Annotated in this window: 15 protein-coding genes; 4 read left to right on the forward strand and 11 right to left on the reverse strand. The window is 73.3% G+C overall.

What is annotated here, in order from left to right; genetic code table 11:
- Positions 1-88 precede the first annotated feature (88 nt).
- From ACQP10_RS13800 to ACQP10_RS13810, 3 genes are all read left to right on the forward strand, one after another.
- Positions 89-928 (forward strand): MetQ/NlpA family ABC transporter substrate-binding protein, encoded by an 840-nt coding sequence (locus ACQP10_RS13800; RefSeq protein WP_179818161.1) that lies wholly within the window; start codon positions 89-91, stop codon positions 926-928.
- Positions 929-1,106: 178 nt separating this feature from the next.
- A complete protein-coding gene (locus ACQP10_RS13805) occupies positions 1,107-2,651 on the forward strand; it encodes an AMP-binding protein (protein WP_179818160.1) in 1,545 nt (514 codons plus the stop codon).
- A 288-nt stretch (positions 2,652-2,939) separates the two neighbouring features.
- Positions 2,940-4,265 carry a trypsin-like peptidase domain-containing protein gene (locus ACQP10_RS13810; RefSeq protein ID WP_433541478.1) on the forward strand — a complete coding sequence of 442 codons (1,326 nt, stop codon included), beginning with the start codon at positions 2,940-2,942 and terminating at the stop codon, positions 4,263-4,265.
- A gap of 202 nt (positions 4,266-4,467) precedes the next feature.
- Here the strand turns inward: ACQP10_RS13810 and ACQP10_RS13815 are convergent, their stop codons facing one another.
- The 9 genes from ACQP10_RS13815 to ACQP10_RS13855 form a co-directional block, all read right to left on the reverse strand.
- The gene (locus ACQP10_RS13815) at positions 4,468-5,205 is read right to left on the reverse strand and encodes an ABC transporter permease (RefSeq protein WP_346020090.1); all 738 of its coding nucleotides are present in this window, start codon (positions 5,203-5,205) and stop codon (positions 4,468-4,470) included.
- A 121-nt stretch (positions 5,206-5,326) separates the two neighbouring features.
- A complete protein-coding gene (locus ACQP10_RS13820) occupies positions 5,327-6,211 on the reverse strand; it encodes an ABC transporter ATP-binding protein (RefSeq protein WP_399500521.1) in 885 nt (294 codons plus the stop codon).
- A gap of 37 nt (positions 6,212-6,248) precedes the next feature.
- Positions 6,249-6,563: a transcriptional regulator gene (locus ACQP10_RS13825; protein ID WP_346020088.1), complete on the reverse strand. Its 315-nt coding sequence runs from the start codon at positions 6,561-6,563 to the stop codon at positions 6,249-6,251.
- Positions 6,560-7,186: a hypothetical protein gene (locus ACQP10_RS13830; protein ID WP_346020087.1), complete on the reverse strand. Its 627-nt coding sequence runs from the start codon at positions 7,184-7,186 to the stop codon at positions 6,560-6,562. Before ACQP10_RS13830 ends, ACQP10_RS13825 begins: the two co-directional genes overlap by 4 nt.
- Before the next feature lie 122 nt (positions 7,187-7,308).
- Positions 7,309-8,286: an amino acid ABC transporter ATP-binding/permease protein gene (locus tag ACQP10_RS13835; protein WP_433541479.1), complete on the reverse strand. Its 978-nt coding sequence runs from the start codon at positions 8,284-8,286 to the stop codon at positions 7,309-7,311.
- Positions 8,196-9,161, reverse strand: a complete 966-nt coding sequence (locus ACQP10_RS13840) for a hypothetical protein (protein WP_433541480.1) — start codon at positions 9,159-9,161, stop codon at positions 8,196-8,198. The genes ACQP10_RS13835 and ACQP10_RS13840 overlap by 91 nt, the downstream gene beginning before the upstream one ends.
- Positions 9,158-11,023, reverse strand: a complete 1,866-nt coding sequence (locus ACQP10_RS13845; protein ID WP_433541481.1) for an ABC transporter ATP-binding protein/permease — start codon at positions 11,021-11,023, stop codon at positions 9,158-9,160. Before ACQP10_RS13845 ends, ACQP10_RS13840 begins: the two co-directional genes overlap by 4 nt.
- A gap of 21 nt (positions 11,024-11,044) precedes the next feature.
- On the reverse strand, positions 11,045-11,812 hold the full coding sequence (locus ACQP10_RS13850) for a cytochrome d ubiquinol oxidase subunit II (protein ID WP_389994795.1): 768 nt from the start codon (positions 11,810-11,812) through the stop codon (positions 11,045-11,047).
- Positions 11,813-11,827: 15 nt separating this feature from the next.
- Positions 11,828-13,012, reverse strand: coding sequence for a cytochrome ubiquinol oxidase subunit I (locus ACQP10_RS13855; protein WP_346020083.1), 1,185 nt, complete (start codon positions 13,010-13,012; stop codon positions 11,828-11,830).
- Positions 13,013-13,227: 215 nt separating this feature from the next.
- On the opposite strand from ACQP10_RS13855, the gene ACQP10_RS13860 reads away from it, so the two are divergent.
- Complete coding sequence (locus ACQP10_RS13860; protein ID WP_346020082.1) at positions 13,228-13,557, forward strand: PadR family transcriptional regulator; 330 nt, start codon at positions 13,228-13,230, stop codon at positions 13,555-13,557.
- 153 nt (positions 13,558-13,710) lie between these two features.
- On the opposite strand, the gene ACQP10_RS13865 is transcribed toward ACQP10_RS13860, so the two are convergent.
- Entirely contained in the window at positions 13,711-14,601 is an 891-nt protein-coding gene (locus ACQP10_RS13865) for a carbohydrate ABC transporter permease (protein ID WP_346020081.1), read from the reverse strand.
- Between the two features lie 60 nt (positions 14,602-14,661).
- Positions 14,662-15,570 (reverse strand): carbohydrate ABC transporter permease, encoded by a 909-nt coding sequence (locus ACQP10_RS13870; RefSeq protein ID WP_346020080.1) that lies wholly within the window; start codon positions 15,568-15,570, stop codon positions 14,662-14,664.
- Between the last annotated feature and the right edge of the window lie 12 nt (positions 15,571-15,582).

Raw genomic sequence — 15,582 nt, forward strand, 5'->3', positions numbered from 1 at the left:
GGCCGCTCCCGGAGGACCTCTTTCTCCGTCTCCCGGAGGCCCCGCCGCGAGCGGGCCGCCGGACGCCGTATCAACAAGGAAGCACACCATGCGCAAGCTCTTCGGCATCGTCTCCGCGATCATCGCGCTGACCCTGGCCCTGGCCGCCTGCGGCTCGGGCTCGTCCGGGTCCGGGTCCGGCGACGGAGGCACGTCCTCGGCCTCCGACGTCCTCAAGGTCGGCGCCAGCCCGGTCCCGCACGCCGAGATCCTGAAGTTCGTCAAGGACAAGCTCGCCGCCAAGGAGGGCCTGAACCTCCAGATCGTCGAGTTCACCGACTACGTCCAGCCGAACGTCCAGCTCGACGACGGCCAGCTCGACGCCAACTTCTTCCAGCACAAGCCCTACATGGACGACTTCAACGCTTCCAAGGGCACCAAGCTGACCTTCCTGCAGCCGGTCCACCTGGAGCCCCTGGGCCTGTACTCCAAGAAGATCACCAGCCTGGACGCGCTGGGCTCGAACGCGACCGTCGCCGTGCCCAACGACGCCACCAACCTCGGCCGGGCGCTGAAGCTGCTCGCCGACAACGGCGTGATCACCCTGAAGGAGGGCGCCGGCACCGCGGCCACCGAGCGGGACGTGACCGGCAACCCCAAGAACCTGAAGTTCCAGCCGCTGGAGGCCGCGCAGCTGCCCCGCTCGCTGGACGACGTGGACGCCGCCGTCATCAACGGCAACTACGCCCTGGAGGCCGGTCTGACGCCGGCCGAGAACGCGCTGGTGCTGGAGAAGGCCGAGAACAACCCCTACGCCAACGGCCTGGTCGTGGCGGCGGGCAAGGAGAAGGACCCGCGCGTGGTCAAGCTCGCCAAGCTGCTCGCCGGTCCCGAGGTGAAGCAGTTCATCGAGCAGCAGTACAAGGGCGCGGTCATCCCCGCCTCCTGACCCCGCGCCCGTGCGCGATCGTGCGGTCCGTACGGGGCCCGCGCACCCCGCCTGACGGCGCTCCCCGTACGGCCGCGCACCCCGCGTGCCGCGCGGCCGGGCCGCGGTCCCGAACCTCCGGGACCGCGGCCCGGCCGTCTCTTCTCACCCGGCAACCGGCAGAGTAATGTTCGGTTGCATGCACCCGGGAGCGATCGCCGCCACCTCGCCGGACAAGCCCGCCGTGATCATGGCCGACTCGGGGCGGGTCGTCACCTACCGTGAGCTGGACGAGGAGTCCAACCGGCTGGCCCACCTCCTCCGGGCCGCGGGGCTGCGGCCGGGCGACCACATCGCCTTCATCCTGGAGAACCACCCGCTGTTCCTGACGATCGCCTGGGCCGCCCACCGGTCGGGTCTCTACTACACGGCGATCAGCTCCCGGCTGCGGACCGACGAGCTGGCCTACATCGTCGACAACTGCGGGGCGCGGGTCTTCATCTCCTCGGCCTCCCTGGCCGACGTGGCCGCCTCCGTCACCGCCCTGACCCCGAAGGTCGAGCTGCGGCTCATGCTCGACGGCGTCCCGGAGGGGGCGGAGGGATTCGTCTCCTACGAGGAGGCGGTGGCGGCGCACCCGCCCACTCCCATCGCCGACGAGTGCCAGGGCGCGGACATGCTCTACTCCTCGGGCACCACCGGCCGTCCCAAGGGCGTCGAACCCGTCCTGTCCAAGGCGCCGCTGGACGCGCCCGGGGGCCTGCTGCAGCTCGTGCGGCTGCTGTTCGCGCCGTCGGCCGACAGCGTCTACCTCTCCCCGGCCCCGCTGTACCACGCCGCCCCGCTGCGGTACTGCATGACCTTCCAGCGGCTCGGCGCGACGGTCGTGGTCATGGAGAGGTTCGACCCCGAGCGGGCCCTCGCGCTCATCGAGCAGTACGGCGTGACCCACTCGCAGTGGGTGCCGGCCATGTTCATCAAGATGCTCAAGCTGCCCGCCGGGACCCGGGCCCGCTACGACCTGTCGTCGATGAGGTGCGCCATCCACGCCGCCGCCCCCTGCCCGATCCCGGTCAAGGAGCAGATGATCGAATGGTGGGGGCCGATCATCCACGAGTACTACGCGGGCACCGAGGGCAACGGCTTCCTGCACGTCGGCTCCGAGGACTGGCTCAAGCACCCGGGCACGGTCGGCCGCGCCCTGCTCGGCACCGTGCGCATCCTCGACGAGGAGGGGGAGGAGCTGCCGCCGGGCGAGCACGGCACCGTCTACTTCTCCGACGGGCCGCAGTTCGTCTACCACGGCGACGATGCCAAGACGCGGGCGTCACGCGACCCCCGGGGCAGGGGCTGGACCACCCTCGGCGACATCGGCCACCTCGACGAGGACGGTTTCCTCTACCTGACCGACCGCCGCTCCTACATGATCATCTCCGGCGGGGTGAACATCTACCCGCAGGAGGCGGAGAACGTCCTGTCGGTCCATCCGAAGGTCGCGGACGTCGCGGTCTTCGGCGTCCCCGACGAGGAGATGGGCGAGCAGGTCAAGGCCGTCGTCTCGCCGGTCTCGATGGACCTGGCCGGTCCCGCGCTGGAGGCGGAGCTGATCGCCTACTGCCGGGAGCGGCTCGCGTCGTACAAGTGCCCGAAGTCGGTGGACTTCCGCGAGGAACTGCCCCGCCACCCCACCGGCAAGCTCTACAAGCGCCTGCTGCGCGACGAGTACTGGCCCGCCCGGCCCTGACGCGCGCCGTCACACGGCCCGGCCTTCACCCGGTCCGCCCCCGTACGGCCGCCCTCGCGCCCGCTCCGGCACGGCCCGGCCCGGTCCGGCGTGAGATCCGTCACGGAAATCCGGAGTGCGCCGGGCCCGCTGACCACGGCGCATAAAGGCCGCGTGAGAAGAGCGCTTCTTTCCCGATCATCCTCTTAACCTGGTCTTACACCCTCTCCGGCATCTTTGGAGGCACTGGAGTCAGCGGTCGCCGCCCCGGCTCGGCATGGGCGACGCGAGGAGTTGGGGGATCAAGACATGGAACCGAACAAGGATGGGCAGGACACCACCCCGGCCGATGCGACCGGGTGGAGCCAGTTCGGCAAGGTGCCGCCGCGCGCGGGAGGCTTCGCCGCCTCCAGGCCCGCCGACCCGCAGCCGACGCTGATCCACCCGGTGCCGGAGGCGCTCACCGCCCCGGCGCCCGGGGCCGTCCCCGCCCAGCGGACGCGGCTCACCGCCGCGCAGAAGATCGGCGCGGGACTGGCGCTGGCCGTGGCGGCCGTCGGGGGCGGCGTGGTCGGCTCCGTCGCCACGGCCTCCTTCGGCGACGGCCCCGCGACCGCGCCGGCCGCGGTGTCGGCGCCGCTGGCCGCTCCGGCGGGCAACGTGACCACGGTCGCCGACGTCGCCGCGGCGGTCCAGCCGTCGGTGGTGTCCATCCAGGTCAAGGCCGCCGGCGGGAGCGGCGAGGGATCGGGCGTGGTGCTGACGGCGGACGGCATGATCCTGACCAACAACCACGTGGTCGAGGCCGGCGGGCAGGGCGGCGAGGTGACCGTCAAGTTCAGCGACGGCAAGACCGCCACCGCGCGGATCGTCGGCACCGACCCGGCCACCGACCTGGCGGTCATCAAGGCGAACGGCGTCTCCGGCCTCACCGCCGCGTCGCTCGGCGACAGCGACAAACTCAAGGTGGGCGACTCCGTGCTCGCCGTCGGCAGCCCGCTGGGCCTGTCCGGCTCGGTCACCGCCGGCATCGTCAGCGCCCTGGACCGTACGGTGACCGTCGGCGGACAGCAGCAGCAGCCGCAGCTCCCGCCCGGCTGGGGCGGTGGCTGGGGCGGCGGACAGCAGCAGCGGGCCGAGAGCGGACCCACCACGATCGGCCACGCGATCCAGACCGACGCCGCGATCAACCCCGGCAACTCCGGCGGCGCGCTGGTCGACACGCGCGGCCAGCTCGTCGGCATCAACTCGGCCATCGCCACCAACGGCGGCGACGGAAACATCGGCGTCGGCTTCGCGATCCCGATCAACACCGCCAAGCAGGTGGCCGACCAGCTCATCAAGAGCGGCAAGGTCTCCCACGCCTTCCTCGGCGTGAACCTCGCCCAGGCCACCGGCGACACGACCGGCGCCCTCGTCGCCCAGGTCACCGCGGACAGCCCCGCGCAGAAGGCCGGGATCAAGCAGGGCGACGTCATCACCAAGATCGGCGGCACCGCGGTCGACGGCCCCGACACGGTGGTCGGCGCGGTGCGCGGCCTCAAGCCGGGCCAGGAGGTGTCGCTCACCTACCTCCGCGACGGCCGCGAGCAGAACGTCCGGGTGACCCTGGAGGAGAAGACCACCACCTCCTGACCTCCCGCCGCGCCGGCCCGCCGTACGGCCCGGCCCGGACCGTGCGGCGGCACGCGCCGCCGTACGGCCCGGCGGGAAAGCCCGGGGACGGATGCTGCTCGCTTCCTGGAGAAGGACGTGCCGCCGGACGGAGGGGATCCGGCGGCACGTCCTCGTTCTCACGGTGCGGGAGCCCGCGGAGGGCCGGGGCGACGCGGCCGCCTCAGGAGAAGCGGCGGCCCTCGTCGCGGCGGTAGGCCCAGACGGCCAGCGCCCCGGCCACCACGGTCCACACCGCGAGCATGACCAGGGGAAGCGCCCGGGGCGCGGGCCCGCCGACCGCCGCCCAGACCAGCTCGGCCCCGCCCCGGGTGGGCAGGAAGGGGGCGACGGCCGCGATGAAGGCGGGCGGGTCCGTCGGGCTCATCAGCAGGCCGCCGCCCACCGCCATCGGCAGCAGCACGAGCTGGACGACCGCGATCGCGGCCTTGGCCGGCAGCAGGTAGCCGACGAACAGGCCGATCAGGGTGAACGGGATCGACGCGACGAGCAGCGCGCCCAGGCCGAGCAGCAGCTGCGCCGGGGTCACGGTCGCCTCGGTGAGCGTGGCGGCGATGACGAGCACCGGCAGGATGCCGAGCAGCGTCATGATCAGCCCGTTGAGGATGTTGGATCCGAACCTCGGCCACGGGCCCGCCGGGAGGGTGCGCGTGTACGGGTCCCACGGCTGGGCGCGGTCGTCGGCGACCCCGAGGCCGTGCGTGAACAGGGCGGTGGACATCACCGAGAACGTCATCATCGACCCGGTGGCGAGGGTGGCCAAGAGCGGGTCCTCCCCGGTGAACGGGACGACGAAGAACAGCATCGAGGCCGAGGGGAAGAAGGTGTTGCCGACCACCGCGATCGGGACCCGGATGGTCTCCAGGAACCGGTACTTGGTGTGGGTCAGGAGGAGCGACATGGGGGCGTCCCTTTCTCGGGAGCGTGAGAGCCGGGGAGGGGCCGGGAACGGGCCGGGAACGGGCCGGCGGGGCGGCGCGCCGGGGGCGCGAGGGAACCGTGGCCGGGCCCGCGGAGGGGGTTCAGGCCGCCTGGGGCTCGTGGGCGGTGATGGTCAGGAACGCCTCCTCCAGGGAGGTGGGACGGATCTCCAGCCCGGTGAAGGGGACGTCGGCCCGGACCAGTGCCCGGACCAGCGCGTCGGCGTCGGCGGTGAGCAGCAGGACGCGGGAGCCGTCCCGCTCGGCGCGTACGACGCCGGGCAGGTCGGGCAGCTCCCCGGCGGTCAGCGTGACGTGGCGCATCCCGGCGATGTCCCGGACCGCGGCCACGGTGTCGTCGGCCAGGACCCTGCCCCGGTCGACCACCACGACCCGCTCGGCCAGCGCCTCGACCTCCTCCAGGTAGTGGCTGGTGAGCACCACGGTGCCCCCGCCGGCGTGGAAGTCCCGGACTGCGTCCCACAGCGCCCGGCGCGCCTCGACGTCCAGGCCGGTGGTCGGCTCGTCGAGGAAGACCAGCCGCGGGTTCCCGGCGAAGGCCAGCGCCACCGCGAGCCGCCGTTTCTGGCCGCCCGACAGCCCGCCGATCTGCCGGCGCTCCATCCCGGTCAGCCCGAACCGCTCCAGCAGCTCCCCGCGGGCGGCGCCGCGCGGGTAGTGGGCGGTGACGAAGTCGACCACCTCGCGGACCCGCAGGGTCGACGGAAGCCCGGTCTCCTGCGGGGTGACGCCGATGTCGCGGCGCCGTACGGGGTCGGCGGGGGAGCCGCCGAACAGCTCGACCCGGCCCGAGTGGGGCCTGCGCAGCCCGGCGAACAGGTTGATCAGGGTGGACTTGCCCGCGCCGTTGGGGCCGAGCAGTCCGACCAGCTCGCCCTGGCGGATGTCGAGCGACACCCCGTCCAGGGCCGTCACGCTGCCGTAGCGGCGGGTGACCTCGATGGCGCGCGCCAGCGTCTCCATCATGGGGCCTTTCATGTCGTGGGGGAGTCGGGGAGGTGCGTCAGCCTTCGGCGGGCGGTGCCGCGGCGTCGAGCAGCGCGCGGATCTCGGCGGTGTAGTCCTCGAAGGCCAGGCGGCCCCGCCGGGTGAGGGCGACGTAGGTGACGGGGGTGCGGCCCCGGTGGGTCTTGGTGATCTCGACGTACCCGGCGTCCTCCAGCTTGCCGAGGTGCACCGAGAGGTTGCCGGCCGTCATGTCGAGGAGGTCGCGCAGGCCGGGGAAGGTGACGGTGTCGCCCTCGCGGAGGGCGTTGAGCGTGGCGACCACCCGCAGCCGGGCCGGCGCGTGGATCACCGGGTCGAGGCCGCGGGTCATCTCCGCCTCATCCGCCGCAGCAGCAGGCCTGCCACGATCGATCCGCCTCCGCCGCCCGCCGCCATCAGCAGCGCGTGCCAGCCGGGACCGGCCATCACGCCAACCGCGTTGAGCACGGCCATGCCGACCCCGAAGAGGAACATCGTCCGCTCGTGCCAGACGGCGCCGCCCGCCACGTAGAGCATGGCGACCGTCATCATGGACAGGCCGGCCCACAGCAGGCCGGTCTCGGCCTCGGGAAGCTGCTGGCCGAACCGGATGCCCACCGTCCACACGCCGAGGAAGCCCATGGCCCAGGCCAGGCCGTACATCGTGCCGCGTTCCTGGGACGGCCCGCGCACCGGGCTGCGCAGCTGCCACATGGTGGCCGCGCTGATCACCATCGCGGCGGCCGTCAGCACCCACAGCACCGTCAGGGCCACCCAGAACGGCACCGGCGCGTACGGCCTGCCGGACAGGCCGTAGTGCAGGAACAGCGCGCCGAACCCGGCCAGCCAGGCCACACCCCAGGCCAGGAAGTGCGGCACCGGGTCGGGGACGAACCGCTCGGCGGCGGCCGTCTCCTGCTGCTCGATGAGCCGGAGCATCTCCTGCGGGCTCAGCGCCCGCTCGTCGTCGTCCACGGTGCCCCTTCGAGGGATAAACAAGTTTGTGACGCAAACCTTGTGGTTTGAACTGTAAACCGGATTGCGTCGCAAACTCAACTCCCGTGGCCGGATTCGCCGGGAAGATCCGGCCGGGTGCCTCAGCGGCGGGAGACCATCTCCTCCGACCGCCACAGGTCGCCGTAGTAGCCGGGGACGCCCACCAGCTCGTCGTGGGTGCCGCGCTGCGTCACCCGGCCGTTCTCCAGGACGACGATCTCGTCGACCTGCTCCAGCCCGTGCAGGCGGTGCGTGACCAGCAGCGTCGTACGGCCCCGCGTGGCGTCCAGCAGGTCGGCCATGAGCGCCTCGGCCGTCTCGGTGTCCAGCGCCTCGGCGGGCTCGTCCAGCAGCAGCACCGGCGGGTCGTGCAGCAGGGCCCGCGCCAGCGCCAGCCGCTGGAGCTGCCCGCCGGACACCGTCCGGGCGTCCTCGCCGAGGACGGTGTCCCAGCCGGTCCGCTCCACCCACCGGTCCAGGCGGGCCCGCCGTACCGCCTCCGCCAGCTCGTCCGGGCCGGCCTCGGGGCCTGCCAGCAGCAGGTTGTCGCGCAGCGACGCCCGGAACACGTACGGGTCCTGGGTGAGGCCCGTCATCACCGCGCGGACGTCGTCGGAGGCCAGCTCGCGGATGTCGGTCCCGTTCAGCCGGACCACGCCGGACTCCGGCTCCACCAGGCGCATCAGGGCCGAGAGCAGCGTGCTCTTGCCGGCCCCGCTGGGGCCGACCAGGGCGACGCGCCTGCCGGGGGTGAGGGTCAGGCTGACGCCGTCGAGCGCGGGGGCGCGGCCGTCGCCGTGCCGGACCACCAGGCCGGAGACCTCGACGGCCGGCGGGCCCGCCGGGACGGGGCGGGGCCGGGCCGGCTCGGCGACGGCCGGCGGAGTCGCGCGGATCTCCCGCAGACGGCGCAGGGCGGCCAGCACCCCGGTCAGCCGCTCCCCGGCCGCGGCCATCGGCAGCACCGGCTCGAAGGCCACCAGCGCGGTCAGCGCGAGCACCGCCGTGGCGACCGGGCCCGTCCCGGCGCCCCGGGCGACCAGCACGACGGCCAGCACGGTGAGGCCCTGGGTGAGCACGCCCGCACCGGTGGCCAGCGCGTTCCCCGCGCCTGGCGGCGCTCCAGCCGGGCCAGACGGGCGTCCGCCTCGGCGCAGGCCGAGAGCGCCCGGTCCCCGGCGCCGTAGGCCGCGAGGTCGGCCGAGCCGTGCACCAGGTCGGCGACCCGGGCGGCCAGGTCGGCGCGGGCCGGGGCGATCCGCTCCGCCCAGCGGCGCGCCGCGGCGGCGGTGCCGGCCGGGATCAGCGCCCCGGCCACCGCCAGCCCGGCCAGCAGCGCCAGGGCCGCCGCCGGGAGCAGGAACGCGGCGAGCACCACGGCGGCGAGCGTGGTCACCAGCGCCGCCGCCGCCGGGAGCAGGACGCGCACCAGCAGGTCCTGGGCGGCGTCGGTGTCGTCCACCATCCGGCTGAGCAGGTCCGCGCCGCGCCGTCCGGGCAGCCCGGCGGGGATGAGCGCCTCGTAGAGCCGCTCCCGGGTCGTGGCCTGGGCGCGCAGCGCCACGTCGTGCCCGGCCAGACGCTCGCCGTAGCGCAGGACGCCCCGGGTGGTCGCGAACGCCCGCACCCCCACGATCGCCACGCTCAGCGCGGCCAGCGGCGGCTGCTCGGCCGCCCGGGTGATCAGCCACGCCGCCGAGCCGATCAGCCCGAGCCCGGCGAGCTCCGCCGCCGCGCCGGCCGCCGCGGCCAGGGCCAGCCGCCTGCCGGGCCGTACCGGCGCCTTCGCCCGGACGGCGGTCCCCCCGCCGGCCCGTACCGTCGCGGTGTCCTCCAGGGGCGCGGTCCCTCCGGTCCGCGCCGTGGCGACCGTGTCGTCCCGGCCCGTGTCGTCCCGGCCCGTGTCGTCCCGGTCCACCGCCGTGTCCTCCCGCTCCTCGTCCCGCCGGCTCATCGCGCCTCCCCGGCCGGGGCGGCGGCCACCACGCGCCCGTCGGCGATCCTGATCACCCGGTCGGCGATGTCGATCATCGCGGGCCGGTGGGCCACGATCACCGCGGTGCGGCCCTCGGCCAGCTCCCGGGTCGCGGCCACCACGGCGGCCTCGCTGCGGCCGTCGAGCCGGGCCGTCGGCTCGTCGAGCAGCAGCAGGCCGGCCGACGGGCGGCAGAACGCCCGGGCGAGCGCGACCCGCTGGCGCTGCCCGGCCGACAGGTTCGCCCCGCGCTCGCCCAGCACCGTGCCGTAGCCCTCGGGCAGCGCGGAGACGAACTCGTCGGCGTGCGCGGCGCGGGCCGCGGCCCGGACCTCGGCGTCCGTCGCGCCGGGGGCGCCGAGCCGGATGTTGTCGGCCACGGACGCGGCGAACAGGTGCGGCCGCTGCGGCACGAACGCCAGCCGGGCCCGCCAGGCGTCGAGCCCCATGAGCCCTGGAAGCCCCGCCGGTTCCGCGCGGTTCCCGTCTTCCGCGAGCTCCGCGGGCTCGCCGGCCCGGGGCTCGCGGAGCCCGTGGAGTTCGACGCCGTCCACGAGGACCCGGCCCGAGGCGGGTTCGACGAACCCGAGCAGCAGATGCAGCAGCGTGCTCTTGCCCGCGCCGCTCTCACCGACCAGCGCGACCCGCTCGCCGGGCGCGATCACCAGCGAGACGTCCTCCAGCGCCGCGTCCTCGCGGCCCGGGTAGCGTACGGTGACGTTCTCCAGCCGGATCTCCGGCGCCGCGCCGCCGTCCGCGCCGTCCGCGCCGTTCTCCGCCCTCACGCGGTCCATCGCGCCCGCGCCGGTCACCGTACCGATGGTCGCGCCGTTCCCGGAGCCCGCGCCGTTCCCGGAGCCCGCGCCGGCCGCAGGGCGCTGCTCCGCCCGTTCCTCCGCCGGGGGATCGGCCCGCTCGTCCAGTACGGCGAACGCCTCGTCGGCCGCGGCGACCCCCTCCATGGCCGCATGGAACTTGTTGCCCATGACGCGCAGCGGCAGATAAGCCTCCGGCGCCAGCAGCAGCACCAGCAGCGCGGCCGACAGGTCCAGCGACCCCGACAGCAGCCGCAGGCCCACCGGCACGGCGACCAGCGCCAGCGACAGCGACGCCGCCAGCTCCAGCACCAGCGACGACAGGAACGCCACCCGCAGGGTGCGCATCGTCGCGGCGCGGTGGGCGTCGGCCACCCTCGCGATCACCTCGGCCTGGTAGCGGGCCCGGCCGAAGGCCCGCAGCGTGGGCAGGCCCCGGACCACGTCCAGGAAGTGGCCGCCGAGCCGGGCGAGGGCCCGCCACTGCCGCTCGGTGACGGCCTTGGTGTGCATGCCGACCAGCGCGCCGAAGATCGGGATGAGCGGCACCGTGACCAGCACGATCAGCGCGCTGGTCAGGTCGGCGGCGAACAGCCGGACCAGTACGGCGACCGGCACCACGCCGGCCACCGCGACCGCGGGGAGGTATCCCGACAGGTAGGGGTCGAGGGCGTCCAGGCCGCGGCCGGTGAGCGTGACCAGCTCGCCGGAGCGGTGGGCGGCCAGCCGGGCCGGGCCCATGTCGCGCAGCCTGCCCAGCAGCCGGTGGCGCAGCGCGGTCTTCACCCCCGCGACGGTGCGCCCGGCGGCCACGCCCTGCAGCAGGCCGAGCGCCGCGCGGACCGCGACGACCAGCGCCAGCAGCCCCAGCGCGGAGGTGGCGAACCGCCCGGACAGCACCCCGGCGAGCAGTTCCGCCTGGGCGAGGACGAGCAGCCCGGCGAGGACCGCCGCGGCCAGGCAGAGGGCCAGGTGCCCGCGGACGGCCCGCTCGCCGCGCGCCAGCCGTAGGAGATCCTTGTGCATGGAAACCTTAGAAGAGCGACGCTAGAAGAACGACGGCATCCGGTCGGCGGCGCTCCGGGGACCGAAGGCGCGCCACACCCATACTTGCGCACCGACCATCAGGGGTGTGAACGGCAGGATTATGACACTGAGCACACCCAGCGTCCCGGCCGGCGCGGCGCGCTCCAGCAGCCACGGGGCGGTCGCCGCGGCCACCGCCGCGGCCGGCGCGGCGGCCACGCACGCCGACACCAGCAGCGCCCTTCCGGTACGGCGCGCTCCGGTCGGGCCGTCCGGCAGCCGCCAGGAGGCGAACGTCCAGCCGTGGAAGGCGAACGCCGCGGCCACCAGCAGCCCGGCACCGAGGCCGGGCAGCCCGACCGCGGGCCCGGACAGGCCGCCGGCGATCGCCGCCAGCGCCATGCCCCAGCTCAGCGCCAGGCCCGCCGAGCCGGCGAAGATCGCCCAGTCCCAGGCCGCCCGCCAGGCGGAGCCGTCGAGGCGGCGGCGGAACCACAGGCCGGCGTCGCGCACGATCCACGACAGGAGCAGGGAGACCACCAGCGGGTAGAGGCCGAACAGGGCCTCGCCCTCGGCCGCGGGGAAGGCGCCGAACAGCACGCCCGCCACCGCCACCAGCCACACCTCATTGGCCAGCACGAACGGCGCCATGGCGGCGACGATCCGGTCGCGGTCCCGGGGGGTACGGCCCAGCACGGGCAGCAGCAGGCCGAGGCCGATGTCGAAGCCTTCCAGGGCGAAGTAGCCGATCAGCAGCAGGGCGAGCACGCCCAGCCAGAGGATGTCCATGTGCCTTCCCGGGGGTCAGAGGCTCAGCGCGGGCGCGCGCTCGGCCGGATCGGCCGGGTCGGGGGCGCCGAGGGCGACGGAGGAGGGGCCGCGCCGTACGGCGCGGGCGATCAGGAGGTAGTCGACGACGGCCAGCAGGCCCAGCACGCCGGCGAACCCGATGAGCGAGGCCGTGACCATGCCGGGGGTGAGGCCGGGGGACATGGCGTCGGCGACGGTCAGCCTCTTGTTGATCAGCCACGGCTGGCGGCCGACCTCGCGGGCCAGCCAGCCGAAGATCGCGGCGAGGAACGGCAGCGGGGTCATCGCCATCAGCAGGGGCTGCGCCCACCGCCAGCGCGGCAGCCAGTACACGGCGGGCAGCAGCACGAAGGCGAGCAGGAGCTGGAGCGTCTGGCCGATGAGGATCATCAGGCCGAGTCCCATCCCGGCCAGCGGCTCGGCGCTGAACTTGCCCGGCTGGTACTGGCCGAGCATGCCGAACTGGGCGTAGCCGAAGCCGACCGTGACGAGCGAGCCGACGGACGCGACGATCACGCCGAACCGGAGCGAGCCGGTGAAGAACTCCCGGTCGGCGGTGCGCCGGAACAGGTGGTAGGCGCTGGCGCCCATCATCACGAAACCGCCGGCCCACAGGGCCGCGCCGATGACATGGGGCAGGGACATGGCCAGCGCCGGGTTGGTCAACAGCGCCCCGAAGTCGGTCAGCACCAGCCGGCCGCCCCGCTCCACGGCGCCGACCGGGTTCTGCAGGAACGAGTTGGCCGCCATGATCCACAGTGCGGAGGCGTAGGCGGTCAGCGTCACCAGCCAGATGCAGGCCACGTGGAGCCACTTCGGCAGCCGGTGCCAGCCGAAGATCCACAGGCCCAGGAACGTGGACTCCAGGAAGAACGCGCCGAGCGTCTCGATGGCCAGCGGCGCGCCGAAGACGTCGCCCGCGTAGTGCGACAGGCCGCTCCAGCTCAGGCCGAACTGGAACTCCATCACCAGCCCCGTGAAGATCCCCAGGGCGTAGTTGATCACGTAGATCTGGCCCCAGAACCGGGTCCGGCGCTCGTGGAGCGGCCTGCCGGTCAGTGCGTACCGCGTGTGCATGATCGCGACCAGGGGGGCCAGGCCGAGGGTCAGCACGACGAACAGGAAGTGCAGGCTTCCCGTCACGGCGAACTGGGTCCGGGCCAGGTCGAGCACGTCCACGATCTCACCTCCGTCACATCTCTTGTTGTGTCTGTCTACCTATAGACACTCTACATGTAGCACGCCTACATGTAGGATGCCTATTCGAGAGGTAGGGTGACGAGAGTGAGCGAGCGAGCCGACAAGAGTGACGGCGCGAGGGCCGTGCCTCCCTCACGTCCCACGCCTTCCGCCTGTCCCGCGCGTCCCGCCGGGGAGAAGACCGGGGAGGCCATGTGAACACCGACGCCCTCCGCGGACACATGGACGCCCTGCTGCTGTCGGTGCTGGAGAACGAGCCCCTGCACGGTTACGCGATCATCGAGGCGCTCCAGGAGCGCAGCGGGGGCGCGCTGAACGTGCCGACCGGCACCGTCTACCCGGCGCTGCGCCGCCTGGAGCAGGCCGGATACCTCGCCAGCGAATGGGCCGTCGTGGGCGGGCGCAAACGGCGCACCTACCGGCTGACCTCCTCCGGCCGCACCGCCCTGGCCGAGGAGCGCTCCGCCTGGCGCGCGTTCACCGGCGCGATCGGCAGCGTCCTGGAACCCCGCGGCACCCGCTGACCCGCGCCCCGCCGTACGGTGTGACGGCCCCGCGGAGCGGCGGGCCGTACGGTGCCGCGGTGCGCGCGGGCATGCCGCCGGCCGGAACGCGACGCGGCCCGCGCCCCCCTTCCCGAGGGGACGCGGGCCGCGCGGTGTTCCGGCGTCAGGGCGTCACTTGATGGACCCGGCCGTGAGACCGCCCACCACCTTCCGTTCGATCAGCGCGAACAGGATGATGACCGGGATCGTCGCGATCACCGATCCGGCGAACAGGTTCTGCCAGTCCACCTCGTACTGGCCGATGAACGAGTTGAGCGCCACGGTCAGCGGCTGCCGCTCCGGCGTGGTGGTCAGCGTCAGGGCGACCACGAACTCGTTCCACGCGGCGATGAACGTGAAGATCAGCGCGGTGACCACCCCGGGCGCCGCGAGCGGCAGTGTGATCCGGAACAGCGCGCCGAACCGGCCGTTGCCGTCGATGAACGCCGCCTCCTCCAGCTCGCGCGGGATCGAGGAGAAGTAGGCGTGGAGGATCCACACCGCGAAGGCGAGGTTGAAGCCCCCGTTGACCAGGATCAGCGACCAGATCGAGTCGACCATGCGGAACTGGAAGAACTCCCGGTAGATGCCGACCAGCAGCGCGGTCGGCTGGAACATCTGGGTGATCAGCACCAGCACCAGGAACGCCGTACGGCCCCGGAAGGCGTGCCGGGCGGTGTAGTAGGCGGCGGGCAGCGCCACCAGCAGCACCAGGACCGTCGAGCTCGCCGCGACCTGCAGCGTGACCAGCAGGTTGCCCGTCAGCCCGCCGGACCAGAAGGCGGTGAAGTTCTCCCAGGCGAAGACGCTCGGCAGGTAGGACGCCTTGAGCAGCTCCCCCTGCGGGCGCAGCGCGGTGAGCACCATCTCCAGGTAGGGGAAGAGGAAGATGAACGCGATCAGGTACGCCGTCGCCGCGACGAGCACCGTCCTGATCCTCGGGAGCCGTCGCGCGGGAGCCCGGGACGCGGTACGGCCGGCGGTCGCGCCGGCCGCCGGGCGCGCGGCTTGGGTGGTGGTCATCGAATCTCCCTGGAACGCGGAGCCCCCGCCGCGGGACACGCAACCTCGATGGCGGACATTTCAGGACACCTCGGTCTTCCACTTGCTGACCTTGAGGAAGATCGCCACCAGAACGATCACCATGCCGAAGTTCACCACGGACATGGCGGCCGACTCGCCGATGTCGGTCCCCTTGAGGATGTACATGAAGATCGTGGACGTGGCCGTCGAGTAACCCGGCTGGCCGTGGGTCATCGCCCAGATGATCGGGAAGCTGTTGAAGACGTTCATCACGTTGATGAGCGTCGCCACGGTCAGCGCCGGCCGCAGCAGCGGCAGCGTGACCGACCAGTAGATCCGCAGCCGCGACGCGCCGTCCATCCGCGCCGCCTCGTAGACGTCGGCCGGGATCGTGGCCAGCCCGGCCAGGAGCGCGTAGGTGGTGAACGGCAACGACACGAACACCGCCACGGCCACCAGCCACGGCATCGCCGTCGAGGCCCGGCCGAGCGGGTCGGCGTCCGCGCCGCCCAGCGCGTCGAGCAGGCCGAGGTCGTGCAGGATCATGTTGATCAGGCCGACCTCGGGGTCGAGCATCCACTTGAAGATGATCGCGGTCATCAGCACCGACGCGGCCCAGGGCGCGATCATCGCCCAGCGGGCGATCCGGCGGCCGGGGAAGCGCTGGTTGAACAGCTGGGCCAGGGCGAGCGAGATGAGGACGGTGAGGGTGACCACCGCCACCACCCACACCAGGCTCCGGAACATCACCCCGCCGAAGTCGGGTTCGTCGAACAGCTTGGTGTAGTTGTCCAGCCCGTTGGAGCCCTGGGTCACGCCGAACCGGCTGATCTTCATGAACGACGACTGGATCATCGTGACGACCGGCCACACGACCACCACGCCGATCAGCACCACCGCCGGGCCGATCCAGGGCAGCGGGCTGAGCGCGCGGATCACCCGTTTCAGGATGGATGTCTGCTGCTGCATACCTTTTGCTTT

It is taken from the genome of Streptosporangium sandarakinum (assembly GCF_050942225.1).
Classification (GTDB): domain Bacteria; phylum Actinomycetota; class Actinomycetes; order Streptosporangiales; family Streptosporangiaceae; genus Streptosporangium; species Streptosporangium nondiastaticum.